Origin of the sequence: Pandoraea anapnoica, assembly GCF_902459765.1 — a bacterium.
Classification (GTDB): domain Bacteria; phylum Pseudomonadota; class Gammaproteobacteria; order Burkholderiales; family Burkholderiaceae; genus Pandoraea; species Pandoraea anapnoica.
On sequence record NZ_CABPSP010000003.1, the window covers coordinates 314,171 to 333,241 of the forward strand.

Sequence of the window (19,071 nt, forward strand, 5' to 3'; positions counted from 1 at the left end):
TGTTTAGCGATTTACCGGTACAACCGATGACGGTTGAAGATGCGGCTCGGATCGAATGCTTGTTGCAGACGCTCGCCGATAGCTTGCAGCGCGGCGCTCTGGGGCGTAAATACACGCTCCGCGCCGGTCGACTTGCTGCCGTGGCGAAACAGCGTAGCATGCCCGCCGACCGCTGCGGCAATTGCGCGAATCTCAGTGGCCGGGCGCGGCGTGATCCACCACCGTTGCGCACCGCCCCATTCGACGAGATGCTCGTCGCCGCCTGTCAGCGGCGGCGTGGTCGGCGGCACCGACAGACGCCACAGCGGCTGCCCGTCGCCCTGTACCGGCGCGTTGGCGAAGAACGGGTGCGTTTGCTCGCGCAGCGACGTCCAGAAGGCATGCGCTTCGAGGGCACCGACATGACGGCCGCCCATCGTGACGCGCGCGGCGTCGATGGCGGCGGCAGCACCACCGAGGCGCACGCTCAACACATCGTCGTGCCACGCCGAGCCCATGAGCGGCAGCGGCTGACCACCCCAGCGATTGAGCTGGTCGATGGCCTGCGCCTGCGTCAGGTCGAAGCACAACGTCGCCTCCGCTACCGGGCAGGGCAGTACCTTGATCGAGAGTTCCAGCAGGATGCCCAGCGTGCCGAGTGAACCTGCGAGGACGCGTGAGACGTCGTAGCCCGCCACGTTCTTCATCACCTGCCCGCCGAAATGCAGCACCTGGCCGTGTCCGTTCATGACGACCGCGCCGAGCACGAAGTCGCGCGGCGCACCGACGTGCGGGCGGCGCGGCCCGGCGAGACCGGCAGCGATGCAACCGCCCAGCGTCGCACCGGGGCCGAAGTGGGGAGGCTCGAACGGCAGCATCTGGCCACGCTCGGCGAGCGCGGCTTCGATCTCCGCGAGCGGGGTGCCCGCACGCGCGGTGATGACGAGCTCGGCCGGATCGTACGAGACGATGCCTCGATAGGAGCGCACATCGAGCGGCTCACCCGTCGGCGTCTCGCCGTACCAGCGTTTCGTGCCGCCGCCCTGAATGTCGAGGGGCGTGCCGCTGGCGGCGGCGCCGAGCACGCGCTCACGGATCGTCGCGAGCGCCTGGGCGGCGCGGCTCGCTTCGCTGTCGGGGGATGACGATGGAGGCGGTGGCGTAAGCGGCACTGGCGACGCCGTATGAAGGGCTTGCGACATCAGAACCTCGGCAAATCGGGATGGGGGAGCAGGCCGCCGCGCACATGCATCTTGCCGTACTCGGCGCAGCGCGCGCGCGTGGGGATGCCTTTGTCGGCGTTGAGCAGGCTAGCGGGATCGAAGGCGCGCTTTACGGCGAAGAAGGCGTCGCGCTCTTCTTCGGAAAACTGCACGCACATCGAGTTGATCTTCTCGATACCGACGCCGTGCTCGCCGGTCACCGTCCCGCCCAGTTCCACGCACGCTTCGAGAATGTCGCTACCGAACGCTTCGGCGCGGTGCCATTCGTCCAGATCGTTGCCGTTGAACAGGATCAGCGGGTGCATGTTGCCGTCGCCCGCATGGAAGACGTTGATGCAGCGCAGCCCATATTGCACCTCCATCGCCTCGATGCGCTTGAGCAGCGTGCCGATCGTGCGACGCGGAATGGTGCCGTCCATGCAGTAGTAGTCGGGCGAGATGCGCCCGGCGGCGGGGAAGGCGTTCTTGCGTCCGGACCAGAAGCGCAGACGTTCCGCCTCCGAGGCCGAGACTTGAATACGGGTCGCGCCCGAGGCGCGCAGGACGGCCGAGACGCGGGCGATTTCTTCGGCGACTTCCTCCGGCGTGCCGTCGGATTCACACAGCAGGATGGCCGCAGCGTTCAGATCGTAACCGGCGTGCACGAACTCTTCGACGGCTTGCGTGGCGGGTTTGTCCATCATTTCCAGACCGGCCGGGATGATGCCGGCGGCGATGATCGCGGCGACCGCGTTACCGCCCGCTTCGACGTCGTCGAAGCTCGCCATGATGACTTGCTGGACTTGCGGCTTGGGCACGAGCTTGACCGTGATTTCCGTCACGACGCAGAACATTCCCTCGCTGCCGATGAAAACGGACAGCAGGTCGAGGCCGGGCGAATCGAGTGCGTGCGAGCCGAATTCGACGACCTCGCCGTCCATCGTCACCGCGCGCACGCGCAGCACGTTATGCACTGTGAGGCCGTACTTCAGGCAGTGCACGCCGCCCGAGTTCTCGGAGACGTTGCCGCCGATGGTGCAGGCGATTTGCGAGGACGGATCCGGCGCGTAGTAAAGCCCGTAGGGCGCGGCGGCTTCGGAGACGGCGAGGTTGCGTACGCCGGGCTGTACGGTGGCGGTACGGGCGTAGGCGTCGACTTCGAGAATGCGCTTGAACTTCGCCAGCGAAAGCACGATGCCGTCGGTGATCGGCATGGCGCCGCCGGACAGGCCTGTACCTGCCCCGCGTGGCACGACGGGAACGTTGTTCGCGTGGCATGCCCGCAGAATGCGGCAAACCTGATCTTCGTCGGCGGGCAGCACCACGGCCAGCGGCAGCTTGCGATAGGCGGCCAGACCGTCGCATTCGTACGGTGTGATCTGTTCGCGGTCGGTGAGCCACTGGACGTCGGGTACGGCAGTACGCAATGCGGTCAGTCGGGCCGACCGCGTGGCGTCGGTCAGCGTGTCGAAGAAAGGTTCGTTCGCGCGGGCGGTGTCGAAGGCGGCGGAGGCCACTGCGGAACTCGCTAGCATCGATGGTGCCGGTGTCTCTGGCGGCGCTGACACGTGAGAAGGGAGGGGCGACGCATTCGATGCCATCTGGCTTGCTCTCGGACGATCGTTGACGTGTAATGACATGGAAGGACCTTGGTCTACTGGTAGACTGGTCGACCAGTTGTCGGATGACGTCATCGTAAAGGGAATGATCTGATTTCGACTAGCGGGTTAACCCCAGGTTTAACGTCGATCCTCTAGCGCGGCCGGGTGGCGGGCGGCAGGTGTGCCCTGAGCGAAGCCGCATCCTGTATCGTGGCGTCTGTGATTTTTCTGTCGAGAGCCGAAGCCGACATGTCGTCCAACGAGTCGTCCTTGCCTATGTCTACTTTTTCCGCCAGTGAGCCCTCGGGCACCGTTGCGAGCTTTGCGCCGGTCACGCCGCCGCCGCGCCTGCGTCTGTCCGACATGGTCTACGAGCAACTGGAGACGATGGTCGTCGAAGGTCGGCTCGCGCCGGGCTCGGCGCTGCCGTCCGAGCGGGATCTGGCGCAGCAGATGGGCGTGTCGCGCCCGTCGTTGCGTGAAGCGCTTTTGCGGCTGGAGTCGCGCGGGCTGATCGTCGGCCGTGCCGGCGGCGGTTATCTCGTCGCCAACGCCAGTCAGCCGCTGCTCGCCGAGCCGCTCTCGCAATTGATGTCGCGACACAGCAAGACCGTCGACGATGTGCTGGAGATGCGCGAAGTGCTCGAAGCCAAGGCTGTGGAACTGGCGGCCGAGCGTGCGACGCCGGAAGACATCGCTCGTCTCGCGCAGGCACTCGAAGCGCTGGAAGCCGCCTATGCTGCCGGTCGTGACGGTCTGGACGGGGAGGGCGATGCACGCGGTCAGTCGCTGCTCACTCGCGTGCCCGAGCTGGATGCGCATTTCCATCTGGCGCTGGCCGAGGCGACCCATAACCTCGTGCTGGTGCATCTGATGCACGCGATCTTCGAACTGCTGCGCGGCTCGGTCGTCGACAATTACCGGGCCATCGTCGGTCACGGCGCCGATCTGGCGGAACTGATCGATCAGCATCGGCGCATTTTTAACGCCGTGGCATCGCACGATGCCGGTAGCGCGCAACGTTCGCTGCACGAACATCTCACGTTCATCCGCAACAATTCGGGCGACGTCGAGCCGGTCTGACCCCGATTTATCGCGTCAGCGGTGCCCTCGCCTGAGGGCAAACCCTAGCCGCTAAAACCTCATCGTTTTCCCTGACCCACTCCCACGGCGACGCACGTCGCCCAAGGGCGGCTGCGCCGACATCCAAATGCGGTGCGCCCCGCAATGGCGCGGTTTACCTCAGTTTCCGAGTTATCGAGCGCTTACGTCTGCCGCCACTACCCGTCGCCTTCGCCGCACGTGCGACACCGATATGCGAGCGCTTTCGGGTTGACAGTGGTTCGGCCATCGACTAATTTTGGAACCATAAAAAATACTTAATTCGATATATTGAATCTTGTATATCAGATTCAAAGTGTCGAACCGGCCCTGGCAGGACCTGTGGAATTTCCGGGAGGGTGTCGGTGCGGCACGGGATTCATCGGAGACATCAGTGGGTAAGCACACATTTCCTTTCGGGCAGTCTTCGTGCGACGTTTCTTGCGCACCGGCTGTCCTGTCGTATCCGCCGTCAGTGGCCACGCAAGACGTTCGTGCCCTGGGGCGTTCCTCATCTCCCTGCCGCCTGTTGCGGGCAGGCGATCTGGCGATCACGCGTCTGCGAGGCGCGCCCGCCTGAGTGATGGGACCTGGTCTGCGATGCGATCCGTGCGGTCCATCGCGACACGCCGACAGCGCAGGCCGGTCCGTACTCGAATTTGTTTCACCAGTCACCCTTCGGCAGCCGGCAACTTGCCGGCGCGGACCCTGAAAAGTCTGCGTCGCCGCGCCGAAGAGGGGACCGGAAGGGTCCTTTGGCACTTCCGAGAGTTAGTCAGCCGGGGCTTTAGCCCTGCGAGCCTGCCGCCAGGCAGTGCTCCACGATCAAGCGGCCAAGCATGAGCCGCACGCAACGCCAGGAGGCGTGCCGTCTGCGCGACATCCCCGATCTCTGTTGGGGCGCGCGACCGCACGCGATGACGGCGGGCACCGCACAACGAAAACGCGGGCCGTCGTCAATCGTCTGACAGGAACAGGAGGCAAGTCATGCAAGCAGCTGCGCAACCGGAGGAGAAGACCTCTTTTCTGGGAGGGCGCTGGTCACAACTGGTGATCGGCATCATCTGTATGGGCCTTGTGGCCAATTTGCAGTATTCGTGGACGTTGTTCGTCGAGCCGATGCAAGCGAAGCACAACTGGGGCGTCGCGGCGATTCAGGTGGCGTTCTCGATCTTCATCGTGGTGGAAACGTGGCTGGTCCCGATTGAGGGCTGGCTGGTGGATCGCTTCGGGCCGCGTCCCGTGGTGGCTGGCGGTGCGGTGTGCGTCGGGCTATCGTGGATCATGTATTCCTACGCCGAGTCGCTGACCGTGCTCTATACGGCGGCCGTCATCGCCGGTATCGGTGCGGGTTGCGTGTATGGCACCTGCGTGGGTAATGCCTTGAAATGGTTCCCGGACAAGCGCGGTCTGGCAGCGGGTCTGACGGCGGCCGGTTTCGGTGCGGGCGCTGCCATTACCGTGATTCCGATTGCGAACATGATCAAAGCGTCGGGTTATGAAGCAGCGTTCTTCAACTTCGGCATCGTGCAAGGCGTGGCGATCTTCGTCCTCGCGCTGTTGCTGGTCAAGCCGCGTGCACCGAAGGGTGTGACGGTGTCGCGCCGCAATCTGGCGACGAAGCAGGACTACACGTCGGGCCAGATGATTCGCACGCCGGTGTTCTGGGTGATCTACATCTGCTTCGTTGCGGTGGCGGCTGGCGGACTGATGGCCACGGCGCAGATCGGTCCGATCGCGAAGGACTATGGCATTGCTTCGATGCCGATGACGCTGTTCGGTGCAACGCTGCCGTTGCTGACGATGACGCTGTCGATCGACAATCTGTGCAACGGTTTTACGCGTCCGCTGTGCGGCTTCGTCTCGGACAAGATCGGTCGTGAGAATGCCATGTTCATCATCTTCCTCGGGGAAGGCGTGGCGATGCTCGGTCTGATGCACTTCGGTCAGAACCCGTACATGTTCGTGTTCTTCGCGGCGATGACCTTCTTGTGCTGGGGCGAAATCTTCTCGATCTTCCCGGCGCTGTGTGCGGACACGTTCGGCAGCAAGAACGCCGCCTCGAACGCAGGCACGCTGTACACCGCCAAGGGCACGGCCGCATTGCTCGTGCCGCTGGCTTCGGTGCTGGCGGTCGGCGGTCACTGGGATCGCGTGTTCATCGCTGCGGCGAGCATCAGCATCGTGGCGGCAGTCGGTGCGAAGTTCGTACTCGCCCCGATGCGCCGTCGCTGGATCGAATCCGAAAACAGCAACAGCGCAAAGGCATCGACGAGCCCGTCGGTCGCGATGGGCGCCCCTGCCAGCGAGTAAGGTCGCAGCAGGCTGCTGTATCGGGTCTTGGCGGTATTGAAGAGACAGGAGAGCGGGGTGCCGGAAACGGTGCCCCGTTTTTTTGTTTGAGGGTCGTCGGCTTGTCGACGTCGTCGTTGAACGATCAGGACCCAGAAAACAAAAAAGCCCGTCATTGACGGGCTTTTTGTGTTTTGGCTCCTCGACCTGGGCTCGAACCAGGGACCTACGGATTAACAGTCCGGCGCTCTACCGACTGAGCTATCGAGGATCAAACTTGGCAGTCGCACAACGCTGTAACGATGTGCCGACTAAAACAAAGGCCTCGCGGGAGCGAGGCCATCGCTTCGGTATTCTTGGCTCCCCGACCTGGGCTCGAACCAGGGACCTACGGATTAACAGTCCGGCGCTCTACCAACTGAGCTATCGGGGATCAAAAGAGAAAGCGATTATAGTGGCGGTTTTTACACACTGTCAACACTCCGGACGCATTTTTTATGCGCCCACCGTGTGAATTCCGCCCGTCGCGCTCGCGGCTCAGCGTTCGAGCAGATGGAGCTTTTCCTTGACGTCCTTCCAGTCGTCCGCATCGGGGAGCGACGGCTTAGTCTTGGTGATGCTCGGCCAGCCCGGCGAGAGGTCGGCGTTGAGCTTGATGAATTCCTGCTGGTCGCCCGGCACGTCCTCTTCGGCATAAATGGCATTCACCGGGCACTCGGCCACGCAGACCGCGCAATCAATGCACTCGTCCGGATCGATGGACAGGAAGTTAGGGCCTTCGCGGAAGCAATCCACGGGGCAAACGTCCACACAGTCGGTGAATTTACATTTGATGCAGCTTTCGGTGACAACGTGCGTCATGCCAACTCCAGAGTAGGGCGCAAAACGGCTTCGATCGGCCGTTAAAGCGCGTATTGTAACGCAGCCCGCCATTGCGGGTGCGAGAGCCGAACGGGCGTTGCCGTCGGACGTCGGACACGTCTCGCAAGCCTCCTCACGCCCCGCCGCCAGGCGAGCCGTCCCCCACTGTGATCCCTTAGCGCATTTGGGATGATGTGATGCGTGACATCGCTTTGCGGTACGATGCCGGGTGTTCCTGTGCGCTGCCCGTCAACGAGTATTCCGCGCGTATGAAAGTACGCGCGAGCGTTTGGCAGCGTTCGATGTTTTCTCGTGAGTGCTCCGCGCGGAGCCTGTCGTCATGATCATCACGTCGCTGCTCGATACCGATCTCTACAAGTTCACGATGATGCAGGTCGTTCTGCATCATTTCCCTGCGGCCCAGGTCGAATACCGCTTCAAGTGCCGCACCGAAGGCGTCGACCTCACGCCCTACGTCGATGAGATCCGCGACGAGATTCGCCTGCTGTGCGGGCTTCGCTTCACGGAGTCGGAGCTGCGCTATCTCGGCGCGATGCGCTTCATCAAGAGCGATTTCATCGACTTCCTCGACCTGTTCCATCTGAACGAGAAGTACATCACGGTCACACCGTCGCCGAAGGGCAATGGTGAAATCGACATCGAAATTCGCGGCCCTTGGCTTCACACGATTCTCTTCGAGATTCCCGTGCTCGCCATCGTCAATGAGGTGTATTTTCGCAATACGCAGCGCACGCCTGCGTATGAGGAAGGGCGTCAGCGTCTCAAGGACAAGATTTGCATGCTGGCTGAGCCGGCCGATTACCGTGATTGCAAAATCGCCGATTACGGCACGCGCCGCCGTTTCTCGAAAGAGTGGCACGAGGAAGTGATTCACACGCTACGCGACGAACTCGGCGAGCAGTTCGCGGGCACGAGCAATGTGTACTACGCGTCGAAGCTTGGGCTCACCCCGCTGGGCACGATGGCGCACGAGTATCTTCAGGCGTGTCAGGCGCTGGGTCCGCGTCTGCGCGATTCGCAGATTTTCGGTTTCGAGACGTGGGCGAAGGAGTATCGCGGCGACCTCGGGATCGCGCTCTCCGACGTCTACGGCATGTCCGCCTTCCTGCGCGATTTCGACATGTACTTCTGCAAGCTTTTCGACGGTGCGCGCCACGACTCGGGCGATCCGTTCGCGTGGGGCGAGCGTCTGCTGGAGCACTACGCGCAGAACCGCGTCGACGCGCATACGAAGACCATGATCTTCTCGGACGGTCTGGACATCCCGAAGGTGTTGCAGCTTTTCGAGCGCTTCCGCGACCGCTGCAAACTGGCTTTCGGCGTTGGGACAAACCTGACCAACGACCTCGGTTATCAGCCGCTGCAAATCGTCATCAAGATGGTGCGTTGCAACGGTCAGCCGGTAGCCAAGCTGTCGGATTCGCCGGGCAAGAATATGTGCGATGACGATGCTTATCTGGCGTATCTGCGACAGGTGTTCGAGATCGCACCGTTGCCGGAAAAGGCGAAGTGATCCGAAGGCGCGTGCAGACGATTCCGATAGTGCGCGAACGCCCGTCGCGCTGGCAGACCCAGCCGCTATAATTGCGCATCGCCCGCCAGACTTAGGTCCGGTGGCTTCGAGAGACGACACAGTGACGACGCCGGCCGCAGACCGGCGCGTCGGCTTCACAGGACAGCCCATGGATACCTCCGACGCCCGCAATCGCATCTTCGCCCGCATTCGCAACGCCCAGCATCGTCCCGATGCCGCCCGCGCGAACGAGCAGGCGGCGGCCGAGGATTATCTGGCGCGGCATCCGCAGGGGCCGCGTCCGGCGATGTCCGGCGACATCATGGCGACGTTCATCGCCAAGGCCGAAGCGCTTTCGACGACGATCAGCCGCGTTCCCGCCATGAGCGACGTGCCGGCTGCGGCCAGCACGTATTTGCAGGCGAACGGCCTGACCACCCGCGCGGTGGCGTGGCCGACGCTGCGCTCGCTCGATTGGGCGAGCGCCGGCTGCGAAGTGGAATTCCGCAAACCGCACGGCGACGATCTCGTCGGCATCACCGGCTGCTTCTGTGCGATTGCCGAGACCGGCGCGCTGATGATGATGTCGGGACCGGAGACGTTTGCTTCGGCCACGCTCCTGCCTGAGACGCACATCGCCGTAGTGCCTGCGTCGCGCGTCGTCGCCGGTCACGAAGACGGCTTTGCGCTGATGCGCAGCGAGCGAGGACAGCTCTCGCGCGCGACTAACTTCATTGCGGGTCCTTCGCGGACCGCCGATATCGAACAGACGCTGGTGCTGGGCGCGCATGGGCCCTACCGTGTCCATCTCATCATTGTCGACGGCGCTTAAATAGCGCCGCGTCGCGCGGACGGTCGATCCGGCTCGCGACGCATCGACTGCGACTTTCTCACTTGCCCGCGTAGATTCGCGACGGCGGGGCGCAAGGCTTGCGGAAAGCGACCGAATGCCGAAGGCATCGGTCCTTTCGGGAAACACACATCATTAATTTGGGATTTATCCCAAGGTCGTGCCGTTTTGGGCACTCCGGCGCTGACGGCGACTCGTACGCAGTCGACCATCAATCACTAGGAACCAGAAACAATGCATAAGGGGATTTGGGGAGCACTGAGCGCGACAGGGCTGGCATTGGCAAGCCCGGCGGCCTTCGCTGCCGGGCCGGACGGCGCACAACTCGTCGCCTGGTGGGGTGTGCCATTTGCCGGACTGCTATTGTCGATTGCGCTTGGGCCGTTATTGGCGCCCGCGTTCTGGCACCACCACTTCGGCAAGATCGCGGCGTTCTGGGGCGCAGCCTTCCTTTTGCCGTTCGCGCTGGTCTTCGGTGCCGGGGCGGCTTGGTACGGGGCTGTTCACGCTGTCGTCGGGGAGTACATTCCGTTCGTCGTACTGCTCACCGCGTTGTTCACGACGGCCGGTGGCATCTGCGTGCATGGCAACCTGCGCGGCGGGCCGTGGCTCAACACCGGACTGCTGACGCTGGGCACCGTGCTGGCGAGCATCATGGGCACGACCGGCGCGGCCATGCTGCTGATTCGTCCGCTGATTCGCGCAAACGACAACCGCAAACATAACGTACATGTCGTCGTCTTCTTCATCTTCCTCGTGGCCAACGCGGGTGGTTCACTGACCCCGCTGGGCGACCCGCCGCTGTTCCTCGGCTTCTTGCAAGGCGTCGATTTCTTCTGGACGACGGCGTATATCTGGCCGGAGACGCTGTTCATCTGTGCCGTGCTGCTGGTGCTGTTCTTCATCATCGATGCTTACCATTTCCGTCAGAAGAGCGAACGTCTGATCGACGAGCTGGATCCGACCCCGCACGCCGTGCCGCTGCGGCTCGAAGGCAAGCGTAACTTCATTCTGCTCGCAGCCGCCGTCGGTCTGGTGCTGATGAGCGGTATCTGGAAGCCGGGCGTCTCGTTCGACGTGTTCGGCACGCCGGTCGCCGTGCAGAATCTGGCGCGTGATGTCGGCCTGGTGGTGGTGACGCTGATCTCGCTGGCGATCACCCCGCGTACGGCGCGCGAAGGCAATGGCTTCAACTGGGAGCCGATGAAAGAGGTTGCCAAACTGTTCGCAGGCATCTTCCTGACGATCATTCCCGTGGTGGCGATTCTGCGTGCGGGCGAAGCCGGTGCGCTGGGCTGGGTGATTCGTCTCGTGACGGGGCCGGACGGTGCGCCGGACAACGTCATGTACTTCTGGGCGACGGGGTTGTTGTCGTCGTTCCTCGACAATGCGCCGACGTATCTCGTGTTCTTCAATACGGCGGGCGGCGATGCGGCGTCGCTGATGACGAGCGGTGCAGCCACGCTGGCGGCAATCTCGGCAGGCGCTGTGTTCATGGGGGCGAATACCTACATCGGGAATGCCCCGAACTTCATGGTGAAGGCCATTGCGGAGCAACGCGGCATTCGCATGCCGAGCTTCTTTGGCTATATGCTGTGGTCGGGCGCGATTCTGCTGCCGGTGTTCGTTGTGATGACCCTGATATTCTTCTGAGCCGCAAGAGCGCCAAGCAGCCACGCGGCAAACCTTTACGAGACAACTGGTGAAACCGAAGATCCTGGTAGCCCGAGCCATTTTTCCGGACGTGATCGAGCGTCTGGCGCAGTACTTCGACGTCGAGCGTAATGATGCCGACACGGTGTTTTCGAGCGACGAGTTGCGTGCGCGTCTGGCCGACAAGGCCGGTGCGATCACCACGGCGAGCGAACGCATCGATGCGCCGGTGCTCGCTGGTGCGCCGAATCTGCGTGTGGTGGCCAACATGGCTGTGGGCTACAACAACTTCGATATCGAAGCGATGACGGCTGCGGGCGTCATGGCGACGAACACCCCCGATGTGCTCAACGAGACGACCGCCGATTTCGGCTGGGCGTTGCTGATGGCGACGGCGCGTCGCGTGACCGAGTCCGAGCGTTGGTTGCGCGAGGGGCACTGGGACAAGTGGGCGTACGACATGTTCCTGGGCGCCGACGTGCATGGCAGCACGCTGGGCATCGTCGGCATGGGACGCATCGGTCAGGCGATCGCGCGTCGCGCCATGGGCTTCAACATGCGGGTGGTGTATCACAATCGCTCGCGTCTCGATGCCGCGACTGAAGCGGCCTGCAAGGCGAGCTACGTCGACAAGGACACGCTGCTGCGCACAGCCGATCACGTCATTCTCGTCTTGCCGTATTCGAGCGCAACGCATCACACCATCGGCGCCGCAGAGTTGGCGCTGATGAAGCCGACGGCCACGCTGGTGAATTTGGCGCGCGGCGGTATCGTCGACGATACCGCGCTTGCGGCGGCGCTGGCGAATAAGCAGATCGCGGCGGCTGGCCTCGACGTGTTCGAGGGCGAACCGAAGGTGCATCCCGATTTGCTGAAGGTGCCGAACGTCGTGCTGACGCCGCACATTGCGAGCGCGTCGGCGGCGACACGTCGGGGTATGGCCAGTCTGGCAGCCGACAATCTGATCGCGGCGCTAGGCTTCGGGGCGGCCGCAGGCAAGCCGCCTTGCTTGCTCAATCCGGCAGCGCGCAAGTCGTAAGCGACGTCGGCAGGGACGTTGGAAGAATAGAGAAAGAATCAACGGGAGTCGCAACGCGATGGTTGAGATGGTGTTGGTAGCGCTGGCGGCGCTGAATTTGTTGGTGATGATCGCGATTGCGGTGAAGGTCTGGCAGCGCGGCGGCGACGCGCCGCTGCGCGCGACGCTCAATGACTCGCTCACCAAGGTGCGTGACGATCTGCTGCACGCGGCGGACCGTAGCGAACGTGGGCTGCGTCAGGAGTTCGCCGAGACGGCGCGCGCCGGTCGCGGTGAACAGAGCGCGCAAATGGCGCAGTTCCAGCAAACGCTCGCGGCGCAGATGACGAGCGTCGCCACGGTGCAGAACAATCAGATCGACGGCTTTGCTCAACAACTCGCGAAGCTCACCGAGTCCAACGCCGCACAGCTCGAAGCGATTCGTCAGAGTCTGGTGCTCAATGGCCAGCAGATGCGCGAAGAGCAGACGTCGACGCTGCGTCGCTTTGGCGAAGCGCAGCATCAGCAACTCACGCAACTGTCCGAAGGCAACGAGCGGCGTCTGGCGGAAGTGCGTGCCACGCTTGAGCAGAAGCTCAAGGACATCGAAGTCAACAACGCGGCAAAGCTGGAAGAAATGCGTCGCACGGTCGACGAAAAGCTGCACGCCACGCTCGAACAGCGGCTCGGCGAGTCTTTCAAGCTGGTGTCGGATCGTCTGGAGCAGGTGCATCGCGGACTCGGCGAAATGCAGACGCTCGCTGCAGGTGTGGGCGATCTCAAGCGCGTGCTGACCAACGTGAAGACGCGCGGCATCTGGGGCGAAGTGCAGTTGCAGGCGCTACTCGAACAATTGCTCACGCCCGAGCAGTATGCGAAGAACGTGGCGACGCGTCCGGGCAGCACCGAACGTGTGGAATTTGCGATTGCCTTGCCCGGGCAGAGCGGAGACAGCAACAAGCCGGTCTGGCTGCCGATCGATGCCAAGTTCCCGCGCGAGGATTATGAGCGCCTGCTCGATGCACAGGAGCGCGCCGACCCGGTCGCGGTCGAAGAGGCTTCGAAGGCGCTGGAAACGCGTATTCGACTGGAAGCGAAGACGATTGCAGACAAGTATCTGGCGCCGCCGCACACCACCGATTTTGCGCTGCTGTTCCTGCCGACGGAAGGTCTATATGCCGAAGTGCTGCGACGTCCGGGATTATCGGATCTGCTGCAACGCGAATATCGCGTGACGGTGGCGGGGCCCACGACGCTGACGGCCTTGCTCAACAGCCTTCAGATGGGATTCCGCACGCTGGCCATCGAACGACGTTCCAGCGAAGTCTGGCAGGTGCTGGGGGCAGTGAAGACGGAATTCACCAAGTTCGGCGACGTACTCGCCAGAACGAAGTCGCAACTGGAGACCGTGACGCGCTCCATCGACAAGGCGGAAGTCCGCACCCGCGCGATGGCGCGTCAGCTCAAGGCCGTCGAAGCATTGCCCGGCGAGCAGGCTGTCGAACTGTTGGGCGTCGAGATGGAGCCGGACGCAGAGGACTGAACGTCGATGCGCTCGACGGTATCGCCATTGGATTTGCCGAACCGCTTCGCCAAATGCAAAGCGCCCTGAATGTCAGGGCGCTTTTTTTATTCGGGACGCTTCAACACGTTTCAGGCCCCGATTGCTTTCCCACCCTCGGCAAATTGCGTGAGCGCGTCACCCGTCATGCGGACCACGCGCCAGTCGGGCAGGACCGTTGCGCCCTGCGCCTCGTAGAAGTCGATGGCCGGTTGGTTCCAGTCGAGCACTGTCCATTCGAAACGTCCGCAATTTCGCTCGATGGCGATGCGCGCGAGCTGACGCAACACCGCTTGTCCCACGCCACGGCCGCGCATCGTCGGCTGCACGTAGACGTCTTCCAGATATAGCCCCCGGCGGGCGAGGAACGTCGAGAAGTTGTGGAAGTAGATTGCGTAGCCCACCGGCACGCCATCCCACTCGGCCATCAGGCATTCGGCCGCGGGTGTCGCACCGAACAGCGCCTCATGCACGCTCTCAGGTGTTGCTTCGAAGATATCCAGCAACTTTTCGAAGACAGCCAGTTCTCGCATCAGGCCGTGGATAGCGCCGACGTCGTCGGCAGTCGCAGCGCGCAGTGTCAGGGACATCGCTTAATACTCTTCTTCCGGGGCGTCGCTCAGCGCGATTTCGATGCCGCCGAACTTCACTGCCACCCAGTTGTACAGGTGGCAGGCAATCCAGAGCAGCACGAAGCCGACGATAGCGTTGAGCACCAGCGCGGAAATGATCGCGAGGCCCGGCAGCTCGCCGTAACGGATAAATGCCGCCAGGAAGGCGAGCAGAACCAGCGGAATGCTGAAGGTCAGGTAGACCAGCACCAGCGCTTTGGCCGTCTGGCCGGGACTGATGTACGTGATCTGTTTTTTCGTTGTCATTGCCGTGTGCTTTCGGTTTGTGTGGTGCTGGCACCGTCGAAGCGCCGACGCCAGCGATATTTCGTTATTGCGTTGCTTCGCTTTTTGGGTGGAATTCTGAACCGCCTTAATCCCGCTTTAATCGCGTTATGCCGGGCTGAACGTCAGGCGTCTTCCGGCTTCGTCATGGATCGTCGTTACACCAGACCATCGAATGCGATGACGTCGACCAGTTCCCCGGCGGCGACATCGCCACGTTCGGCGCCCAGCGTGACGAAGCAGTTGGCTTCACTCATCGTGCGCAAAATGCCCGCGCTTTGTGCGTCCGCAACGGTGACTTGCCAGCGGCCCTGAGCGTCCGCAGCGAGAATGCCGCGCAGAAACTCTGTACGCCCCGGGCGCTTGGCGATGGCGGTGGCTGTCGGCACAGGCAGGCACGGCGTGACTTGCGGCTCTGCACCCATGAGCGCGAACAGGCCGTCGCGCACCAGATGGTAGAACGATGCCATCACTGCGGCCGGGTTGCCAGGCAAGCCAAACAGAAGGGCGCGCTTGCCCTCGCTTTCCAGTTCGCCGAAGGCAAACGGGCGGCCCGGGCGCATCGCCATCTTCCAGAACACGACGTTGCCCAGACGCGTCATCATTTCGCGCGTGAAATCGGCTTCGCCAACGGATACGCCGCCCGAGGTAATGACGGCGTCGGCCTCGCGGCACGCGGTGCGCAGGGTGTCTTCGATGGCCTGCGGATCGTCGCGCACGACGCCCAGATCCAGCACTTCGACGCCCAATCGTTGCAACATGCCGAAGAGCGTGTAGCGATTGCTGTCGTACAGATTTCCCGGGGCGAGCGGTTCGCCCACCGAGCGGAGTTCGTCGCCGGTCGAGAAGAAGGCGACGCGAATGCGTCGGCGCACGGGGACTTCCGCAATGCCCAGCGACGCCAGCAAGCCGAGCGCTGCCGGTCGCAGCCGCTTGCCTGCATGCAGGGCGGTATGGCCTGCGGCCAGATCTTCCCCAACATGACGTACGTGACGCCCGGGCGTGACGGCCGCTGCGTCGAAGGTGACGATTTCGGTGTCGCCTTCGCGTTGTACCTGTTCCTGGGGGATGACGGTGTCGCAACCGGCGGGCAAAAGCGCACCGGTCATGATGCGCACGCATTCGCCGTTGGCCGTCACACCGTCGAAGGGATGACCTGCAAACGAGCGACCTGCAACACGCAGACGGACTTCGCCGCCGGCGGCCAGCGCGGTGCCTGCAAATGCATAGCCGTCCATCGCTGCATTTTCGAAAGCGGGGACGTCGAGCGGTGATACGACGTCGCGACCGAGCACGCGGCCCAGCGCGCTGCGTACAGCGATCTGCTCGATGGCGGATACGGGACTCGCGGTGCGCGCAATGATGGCGCGCGCCGTATCGACCGTCATGTGATTAGGGTCGTAGTCCGGCAAGCCGGCCAGGGCTTCGTCAAGTGTTGTCATCGGTATGGCGTCGTCATCCGGCACGTACCCGGCATGAATCCCGTAAAAGCGGTGGCGACGGATCGGGCTGCGTTGGCACCCGGCACTTCAGGGCGCGCGCGGCGAATCGGTAAGGAGGTCGTCCAGCGTGTTGACATTGTAAAACGGACGCTCGTCACCGAAGTGAACTTGTACGGCCTTGTGGCGTGACAGCCACGCTCGCACTCGGTGTTCCCCGGCCGCCAGCGTCGTCGCCAGATCGTCGGCTAGTGACCGGTGCACAAGCGCGAATACCGGATGCGGCCCCTGCGCCGTTGCAGCATAGGCAGCCAGCGGGCGTGCGCTGTCGGGCGCATCGGGATCGGCCTCCGGCAGCGCGTTCAGCGCAGCGCAAAGCCGCTCGCTCAGATCGTCGGGAAGGTACGGGGAGTCGCACGGCACGGTGAGGACATAGTCCGTACATGCCGCGCGCAGTCCCGCCAGCATGCCCGCAAGCGGGCCGGCGAAATCCTGAATTTCGTCGCTCACTACACCGTCCGCGCCGTCGGTGCCGAGGGCGGCCGCATAGGCATCGCGATTCCGATTGGCACTGATCAGCAACGCACCAACCTGCGGGCCCAGACGGGCAATCGCGTGCTCGACCAGCGGTCGTCCGGCGAAGGGCTGGAGGCCCTTGTCACGCCCGCCCATGCGCTGACCACGCCCGCCCGCCAGGATCAGTCCTGTGATGTCGCTGCGGCGGATGGGCGGGGTCTTCATGGATGGCCGGCGGAAGACAGGGTCAGGAGCGGTTCAGGGCGATGACACGTCCGGCCGCATCGAACCAAACGGCGCCGTCGCCGAGCATCACCCCTTGATCGCGAGCGAACATCAGGCGAGGCACGGCTGCGCCGATGGTCCGTACGTAACCGTCGGTGAAAATCTCGTTATAGCGTGCAAGCAATGACTTCGGGTTCCGAAGGATGATCGTCTTGCCACGCAACGACACATGCAACGGATAACGGATCGATTGTGCGACGACATCACGCCGGTCGTCGAGTACGCCCTTGCGAAACTGCGTCGCCGCGCGATTGATGGTCTCGTCGTCGTTTACGCCGGCCACGCCGTACAGGTGGTCGATCTTTCCGCTCTGGATACTGGCCAGCGAAAGATCGAACGGCACCGTGCGGCCGCTGCGCAGGTCTTTCCACTGGCCGGAAATCACTTCGCACGCAGACGAAGCACCGCGTTGACGATTGATGTCGTCCGCTGCGGCGAATTCGCCTTCGAACGTGGCGCGCGGCATGCCCCCGGCGTCGAATTCGGTCAGATGCAGGTGCGACTTGTTCTCAAGCTTGCCCGTGAGTGCCGTGTCGCCTTGCGAGGACGCATTGGCGTAGCGGCCGTCGAGCTTGCCGCCGGAGGTCGAGCGAAGCACCAGTCGCAGCGGATTGCGCTCGCCGAGTTGGCCGGTGTACGTCATGACGTGGTTGGCAATGTTGCGATCGGACGGGTCGCAATCGGCATGGGCGACAGCCGGTGTGAGGGCAGTGACGAGCATCGTCAGGGCACTCAGGCCGATGGCAATGAGTCGCGACGGGAAGCGCGTGCGTGTGCGGCCTGTGTGCAGGGCGTCACGTCGAGCCACACTGGGAAGAGAAGGCGAGGAGTCTCGGACACAACTAGCGTCCGGGGCAACAGAAATCATGAGTCGAGAAGGAATTCGGTAAATCGAAAGCGGTGCAGACGAACCGCACGGCGGTAAGGCGACTGTCGGGCAAGCAAGCCCGGGCAGCTATCCGCCGATGTAGGACATCTCCACTTTCGGTGGTGCGTCTTCAGGCAGGCCAGTGGCCGCCGTGCGCAAGGCTGAGTAGCGGTCGGTGCGCTTGTGCCAGATGTCGCCGATGACGGTCGAAATCTGCGCGTCAGTTGCGCCGTTACGCAGCAGCGTACGCAAGTCGTAACCCGAGCTGGCGAACAGACACAGGTACAACTTGCCTTCCGTAGACAGACGGGCACGCGAACAAGTGCCGCAAAATGCGCGGGTGACCGAGGAAATGACACCGACTTCCCCGCCGCCGTCGCGATATTGCCAGCGCTGCGCGGTCTCTCCCGCATAGTTGGCCTCGAGCGGCTCGACCGGCAGGGCGTCGTTCAGTCGGGCGATGACGTCGGCGGACGGCATAACTTCATCCATGCGCCAGCCGTTCGACGTACCCACGTCCATGTATTCGATGAAGCGCAGCACGACACCGCTGCCGTGGAAATGTCGCGCCATCGGCACGATCTCGGAGTCGTTGGTGCCGCGTTTGACGACCATGTTGACTTTGACCGGGCCGAGACCAACGTGCTGCGCCTCCGCAATGCCTTCGAGTACCTTGGCGACCGGAAAGTCGACGTCGTTCATCTGCCGGAATATCGTGTCGTCGAGGCTGTCGAGACTGACCGTGACACGGGTCAGTCCGGCGTCCTTGAGCGATTGCGCACGACGCGCCAGCAACGAGCCATTGGTCGTGAGCGTGATGTCGAGCGGTTTGCCCGACGGTGTGCGCAGGCGCGCCAGCATCTCGATCAGGCGCTCGATGTGCTTGCGCAGCAGCGGCTCGCCGCCCGTCAGGCGCAACTTCTCCACGCCATGTTCGACGAACAGGCGCGCAGCGCGCTCGATCTCTTCGAAAGACAGCAGGGAGGATTGCGGCAGGAAGGCGTAGTCCTTGTCGAACACGTCCTTCGGCATGCAGTAGACGCAGCGGAAGTTGCAACGGTCCGTCACCGAAATCCGCAGGTCGTGCAGCGGCCGTGCCAGCGCATCTTCGAGATGGCCGGTGGCAGCGCGCACTTGTGCGGGAACCTGCGGGGCATGCGTCGCATAACGCGCGTCGCTACGCAGATCGGTGAGTCGGATGATCGTTTCAGTCATGGTGGGGCCTTAGCTTGCGTCTCCATTCTAACGAATTGGCCTGATGGCCGCCGAAGTCGGCCTAATTCAGCCGATCTTAGCGATCGGGGCATCGGATATCGGTACCGAGGCCTTCGTTGTGAGACGTCAAACCCGTACTAAGGCAGAAGATACGGGCACGGCGAAACGGGCACAAGTCGGGACAACGCGGGGTTGCAAAG

The 19,071-nt window shown here is 63.0% G+C and carries 16 protein-coding genes and 2 tRNA genes; 7 read left to right on the top strand and 11 right to left on the bottom strand.

What is annotated here, in order from left to right:
* Positions 1–11: 11 nt before the first annotated feature.
* Complete coding sequence (glcE, locus tag PAN31117_RS07050; RefSeq protein WP_150737558.1) at positions 12–1,181, bottom strand: glycolate oxidase subunit GlcE; 1,170 nt, start codon at positions 1,179–1,181, stop codon at positions 12–14.
* Positions 1,181–2,716, bottom strand: coding sequence for an FAD-linked oxidase C-terminal domain-containing protein (locus PAN31117_RS07055; RefSeq protein ID WP_150737559.1), 1,536 nt, complete (start codon positions 2,714–2,716; stop codon positions 1,181–1,183). Before PAN31117_RS07055 ends, glcE begins: the two co-directional genes overlap by 1 nt.
* 342 nt (positions 2,717–3,058) lie before the next feature.
* Between PAN31117_RS07055 and PAN31117_RS07060 the strand changes: the two genes are divergently transcribed.
* Together PAN31117_RS07060 and oxlT are read left to right on the top strand one after the other, a co-directional pair.
* The gene (locus tag PAN31117_RS07060; protein ID WP_217429635.1) at positions 3,059–3,865 is read left to right on the top strand and encodes a FadR/GntR family transcriptional regulator; all 807 of its coding nucleotides are present in this window, start codon (positions 3,059–3,061) and stop codon (positions 3,863–3,865) included.
* 1,005 nt (positions 3,866–4,870) lie between these two features.
* Positions 4,871–6,196, top strand: a complete 1,326-nt coding sequence (oxlT, locus tag PAN31117_RS07065; protein ID WP_039401284.1) for an oxalate/formate MFS antiporter — start codon at positions 4,871–4,873, stop codon at positions 6,194–6,196.
* Between the two features lie 174 nt (positions 6,197–6,370).
* Here oxlT and PAN31117_RS07070 read toward each other — a convergent pair.
* The 3 genes from PAN31117_RS07070 to fdxA all read right to left on the bottom strand — a co-directional run bounded on the left by PAN31117_RS07070 (position 6,371) and on the right by fdxA (position 7,036).
* A tRNA-Asn gene (locus PAN31117_RS07070) sits at positions 6,371–6,446 on the bottom strand.
* Between the two features lie 86 nt (positions 6,447–6,532).
* Positions 6,533–6,608: transfer RNA gene (locus PAN31117_RS07075), tRNA-Asn, on the bottom strand.
* A gap of 104 nt (positions 6,609–6,712) precedes the next feature.
* Positions 6,713–7,036: a ferredoxin FdxA gene (gene fdxA / locus PAN31117_RS07080; RefSeq protein WP_150664508.1), complete on the bottom strand. Its 324-nt coding sequence runs from the start codon at positions 7,034–7,036 to the stop codon at positions 6,713–6,715.
* Positions 7,037–7,376: 340 nt separating this feature from the next.
* Between fdxA and pncB the strand changes: the two genes are divergently transcribed.
* The 5 genes from pncB to PAN31117_RS07105 all read left to right on the top strand — a co-directional run bounded on the left by pncB (position 7,377) and on the right by PAN31117_RS07105 (position 13,634).
* On the top strand, positions 7,377–8,570 hold the full coding sequence (pncB, locus tag PAN31117_RS07085) for a nicotinate phosphoribosyltransferase (RefSeq protein ID WP_150737561.1): 1,194 nt from the start codon (positions 7,377–7,379) through the stop codon (positions 8,568–8,570).
* Positions 8,571–8,739: 169 nt separating this feature from the next.
* Positions 8,740–9,402, top strand: a complete 663-nt coding sequence (locus PAN31117_RS07090) for a LutC/YkgG family protein (RefSeq protein WP_150737562.1) — start codon at positions 8,740–8,742, stop codon at positions 9,400–9,402.
* A 252-nt stretch (positions 9,403–9,654) separates the two neighbouring features.
* Positions 9,655–11,073, top strand: coding sequence for a sodium:proton antiporter (locus tag PAN31117_RS07095; RefSeq protein WP_150737563.1), 1,419 nt, complete (start codon positions 9,655–9,657; stop codon positions 11,071–11,073).
* 46 nt (positions 11,074–11,119) lie between these two features.
* Positions 11,120–12,112: a 2-hydroxyacid dehydrogenase gene (locus PAN31117_RS07100; RefSeq protein ID WP_150737564.1), complete on the top strand. Its 993-nt coding sequence runs from the start codon at positions 11,120–11,122 to the stop codon at positions 12,110–12,112.
* A gap of 58 nt (positions 12,113–12,170) precedes the next feature.
* Positions 12,171–13,634, top strand: coding sequence for a DNA recombination protein RmuC (locus PAN31117_RS07105; protein WP_150737565.1), 1,464 nt, complete (start codon positions 12,171–12,173; stop codon positions 13,632–13,634).
* A 110-nt stretch (positions 13,635–13,744) separates the two neighbouring features.
* Here PAN31117_RS07105 and PAN31117_RS07110 read toward each other — a convergent pair whose 3' ends face one another.
* From PAN31117_RS07110 to moaA, 6 genes are all read right to left on the bottom strand, one after another.
* On the bottom strand, positions 13,745–14,242 hold the full coding sequence (locus PAN31117_RS07110; RefSeq protein WP_150737566.1) for a GNAT family N-acetyltransferase: 498 nt from the start codon (positions 14,240–14,242) through the stop codon (positions 13,745–13,747).
* A gap of 3 nt (positions 14,243–14,245) precedes the next feature.
* The gene (locus tag PAN31117_RS07115; protein WP_039401268.1) at positions 14,246–14,530 is read right to left on the bottom strand and encodes a hypothetical protein; all 285 of its coding nucleotides are present in this window, start codon (positions 14,528–14,530) and stop codon (positions 14,246–14,248) included.
* 176 nt (positions 14,531–14,706) lie between these two features.
* Positions 14,707–15,990 (bottom strand): molybdopterin molybdotransferase MoeA, encoded by a 1,284-nt coding sequence (gene moeA / locus PAN31117_RS07120; protein ID WP_150737567.1) that lies wholly within the window; start codon positions 15,988–15,990, stop codon positions 14,707–14,709.
* A gap of 87 nt (positions 15,991–16,077) precedes the next feature.
* Complete coding sequence (gene mobA, locus PAN31117_RS07125) at positions 16,078–16,728, bottom strand: molybdenum cofactor guanylyltransferase MobA (protein ID WP_150737568.1); 651 nt, start codon at positions 16,726–16,728, stop codon at positions 16,078–16,080.
* Positions 16,729–16,750: 22 nt separating this feature from the next.
* Positions 16,751–17,509, bottom strand: coding sequence for a hypothetical protein (locus PAN31117_RS07130; RefSeq protein ID WP_150737569.1), 759 nt, complete (start codon positions 17,507–17,509; stop codon positions 16,751–16,753).
* A gap of 234 nt (positions 17,510–17,743) precedes the next feature.
* Positions 17,744–18,871, bottom strand: a complete 1,128-nt coding sequence (moaA, locus tag PAN31117_RS07135; protein ID WP_150737570.1) for a GTP 3',8-cyclase MoaA — start codon at positions 18,869–18,871, stop codon at positions 17,744–17,746.
* Between the last annotated feature and the right edge of the window lie 200 nt (positions 18,872–19,071).

Excerpts from the sequence above, each read along its gene's own strand:
- PAN31117_RS07055 (WP_150737559.1), bottom strand. The coding sequence starts at position 2,716 with ATGCTAGCGAGTTCCGCAGTGGCCTCCGCCGCCTTCGACACCGCCCGC.
- moaA (WP_150737570.1), bottom strand. The coding sequence starts at position 18,871 with ATGACTGAAACGATCATCCGACTCACCGATCTGCGTAGCGACGCGCGT.
- oxlT (WP_039401284.1), top strand. The coding sequence starts at position 4,871 with ATGCAAGCAGCTGCGCAACCGGAGGAGAAGACCTCTTTTCTGGGAGGG.
- mobA (WP_150737568.1), bottom strand. The coding sequence starts at position 16,728 with ATGAAGACCCCGCCCATCCGCCGCAGCGACATCACAGGACTGATCCTG.
- moeA (WP_150737567.1), bottom strand. The coding sequence starts at position 15,990 with ATGACAACACTTGACGAAGCCCTGGCCGGCTTGCCGGACTACGACCCT.
- PAN31117_RS07110 (WP_150737566.1), bottom strand. The coding sequence starts at position 14,242 with ATGTCCCTGACACTGCGCGCTGCGACTGCCGACGACGTCGGCGCTATC.
- glcE (WP_150737558.1), bottom strand. The coding sequence starts at position 1,181 with ATGTCGCAAGCCCTTCATACGGCGTCGCCAGTGCCGCTTACGCCACCG.
- PAN31117_RS07060 (WP_217429635.1), top strand. The coding sequence starts at position 3,059 with ATGTCTACTTTTTCCGCCAGTGAGCCCTCGGGCACCGTTGCGAGCTTT.
- PAN31117_RS07105 (WP_150737565.1), top strand. The coding sequence starts at position 12,171 with ATGGTTGAGATGGTGTTGGTAGCGCTGGCGGCGCTGAATTTGTTGGTG.
- PAN31117_RS07130 (WP_150737569.1), bottom strand. The coding sequence starts at position 17,509 with ATGCTCGTCACTGCCCTCACACCGGCTGTCGCCCATGCCGATTGCGAC.
- PAN31117_RS07115 (WP_039401268.1), bottom strand. The coding sequence starts at position 14,530 with ATGACAACGAAAAAACAGATCACGTACATCAGTCCCGGCCAGACGGCC.
- pncB (WP_150737561.1), top strand. The coding sequence starts at position 7,377 with ATGATCATCACGTCGCTGCTCGATACCGATCTCTACAAGTTCACGATG.
- PAN31117_RS07090 (WP_150737562.1), top strand. The coding sequence starts at position 8,740 with ATGGATACCTCCGACGCCCGCAATCGCATCTTCGCCCGCATTCGCAAC.
- fdxA (WP_150664508.1), bottom strand. The coding sequence starts at position 7,036 with ATGACGCACGTTGTCACCGAAAGCTGCATCAAATGTAAATTCACCGAC.
- PAN31117_RS07095 (WP_150737563.1), top strand. The coding sequence starts at position 9,655 with ATGCATAAGGGGATTTGGGGAGCACTGAGCGCGACAGGGCTGGCATTG.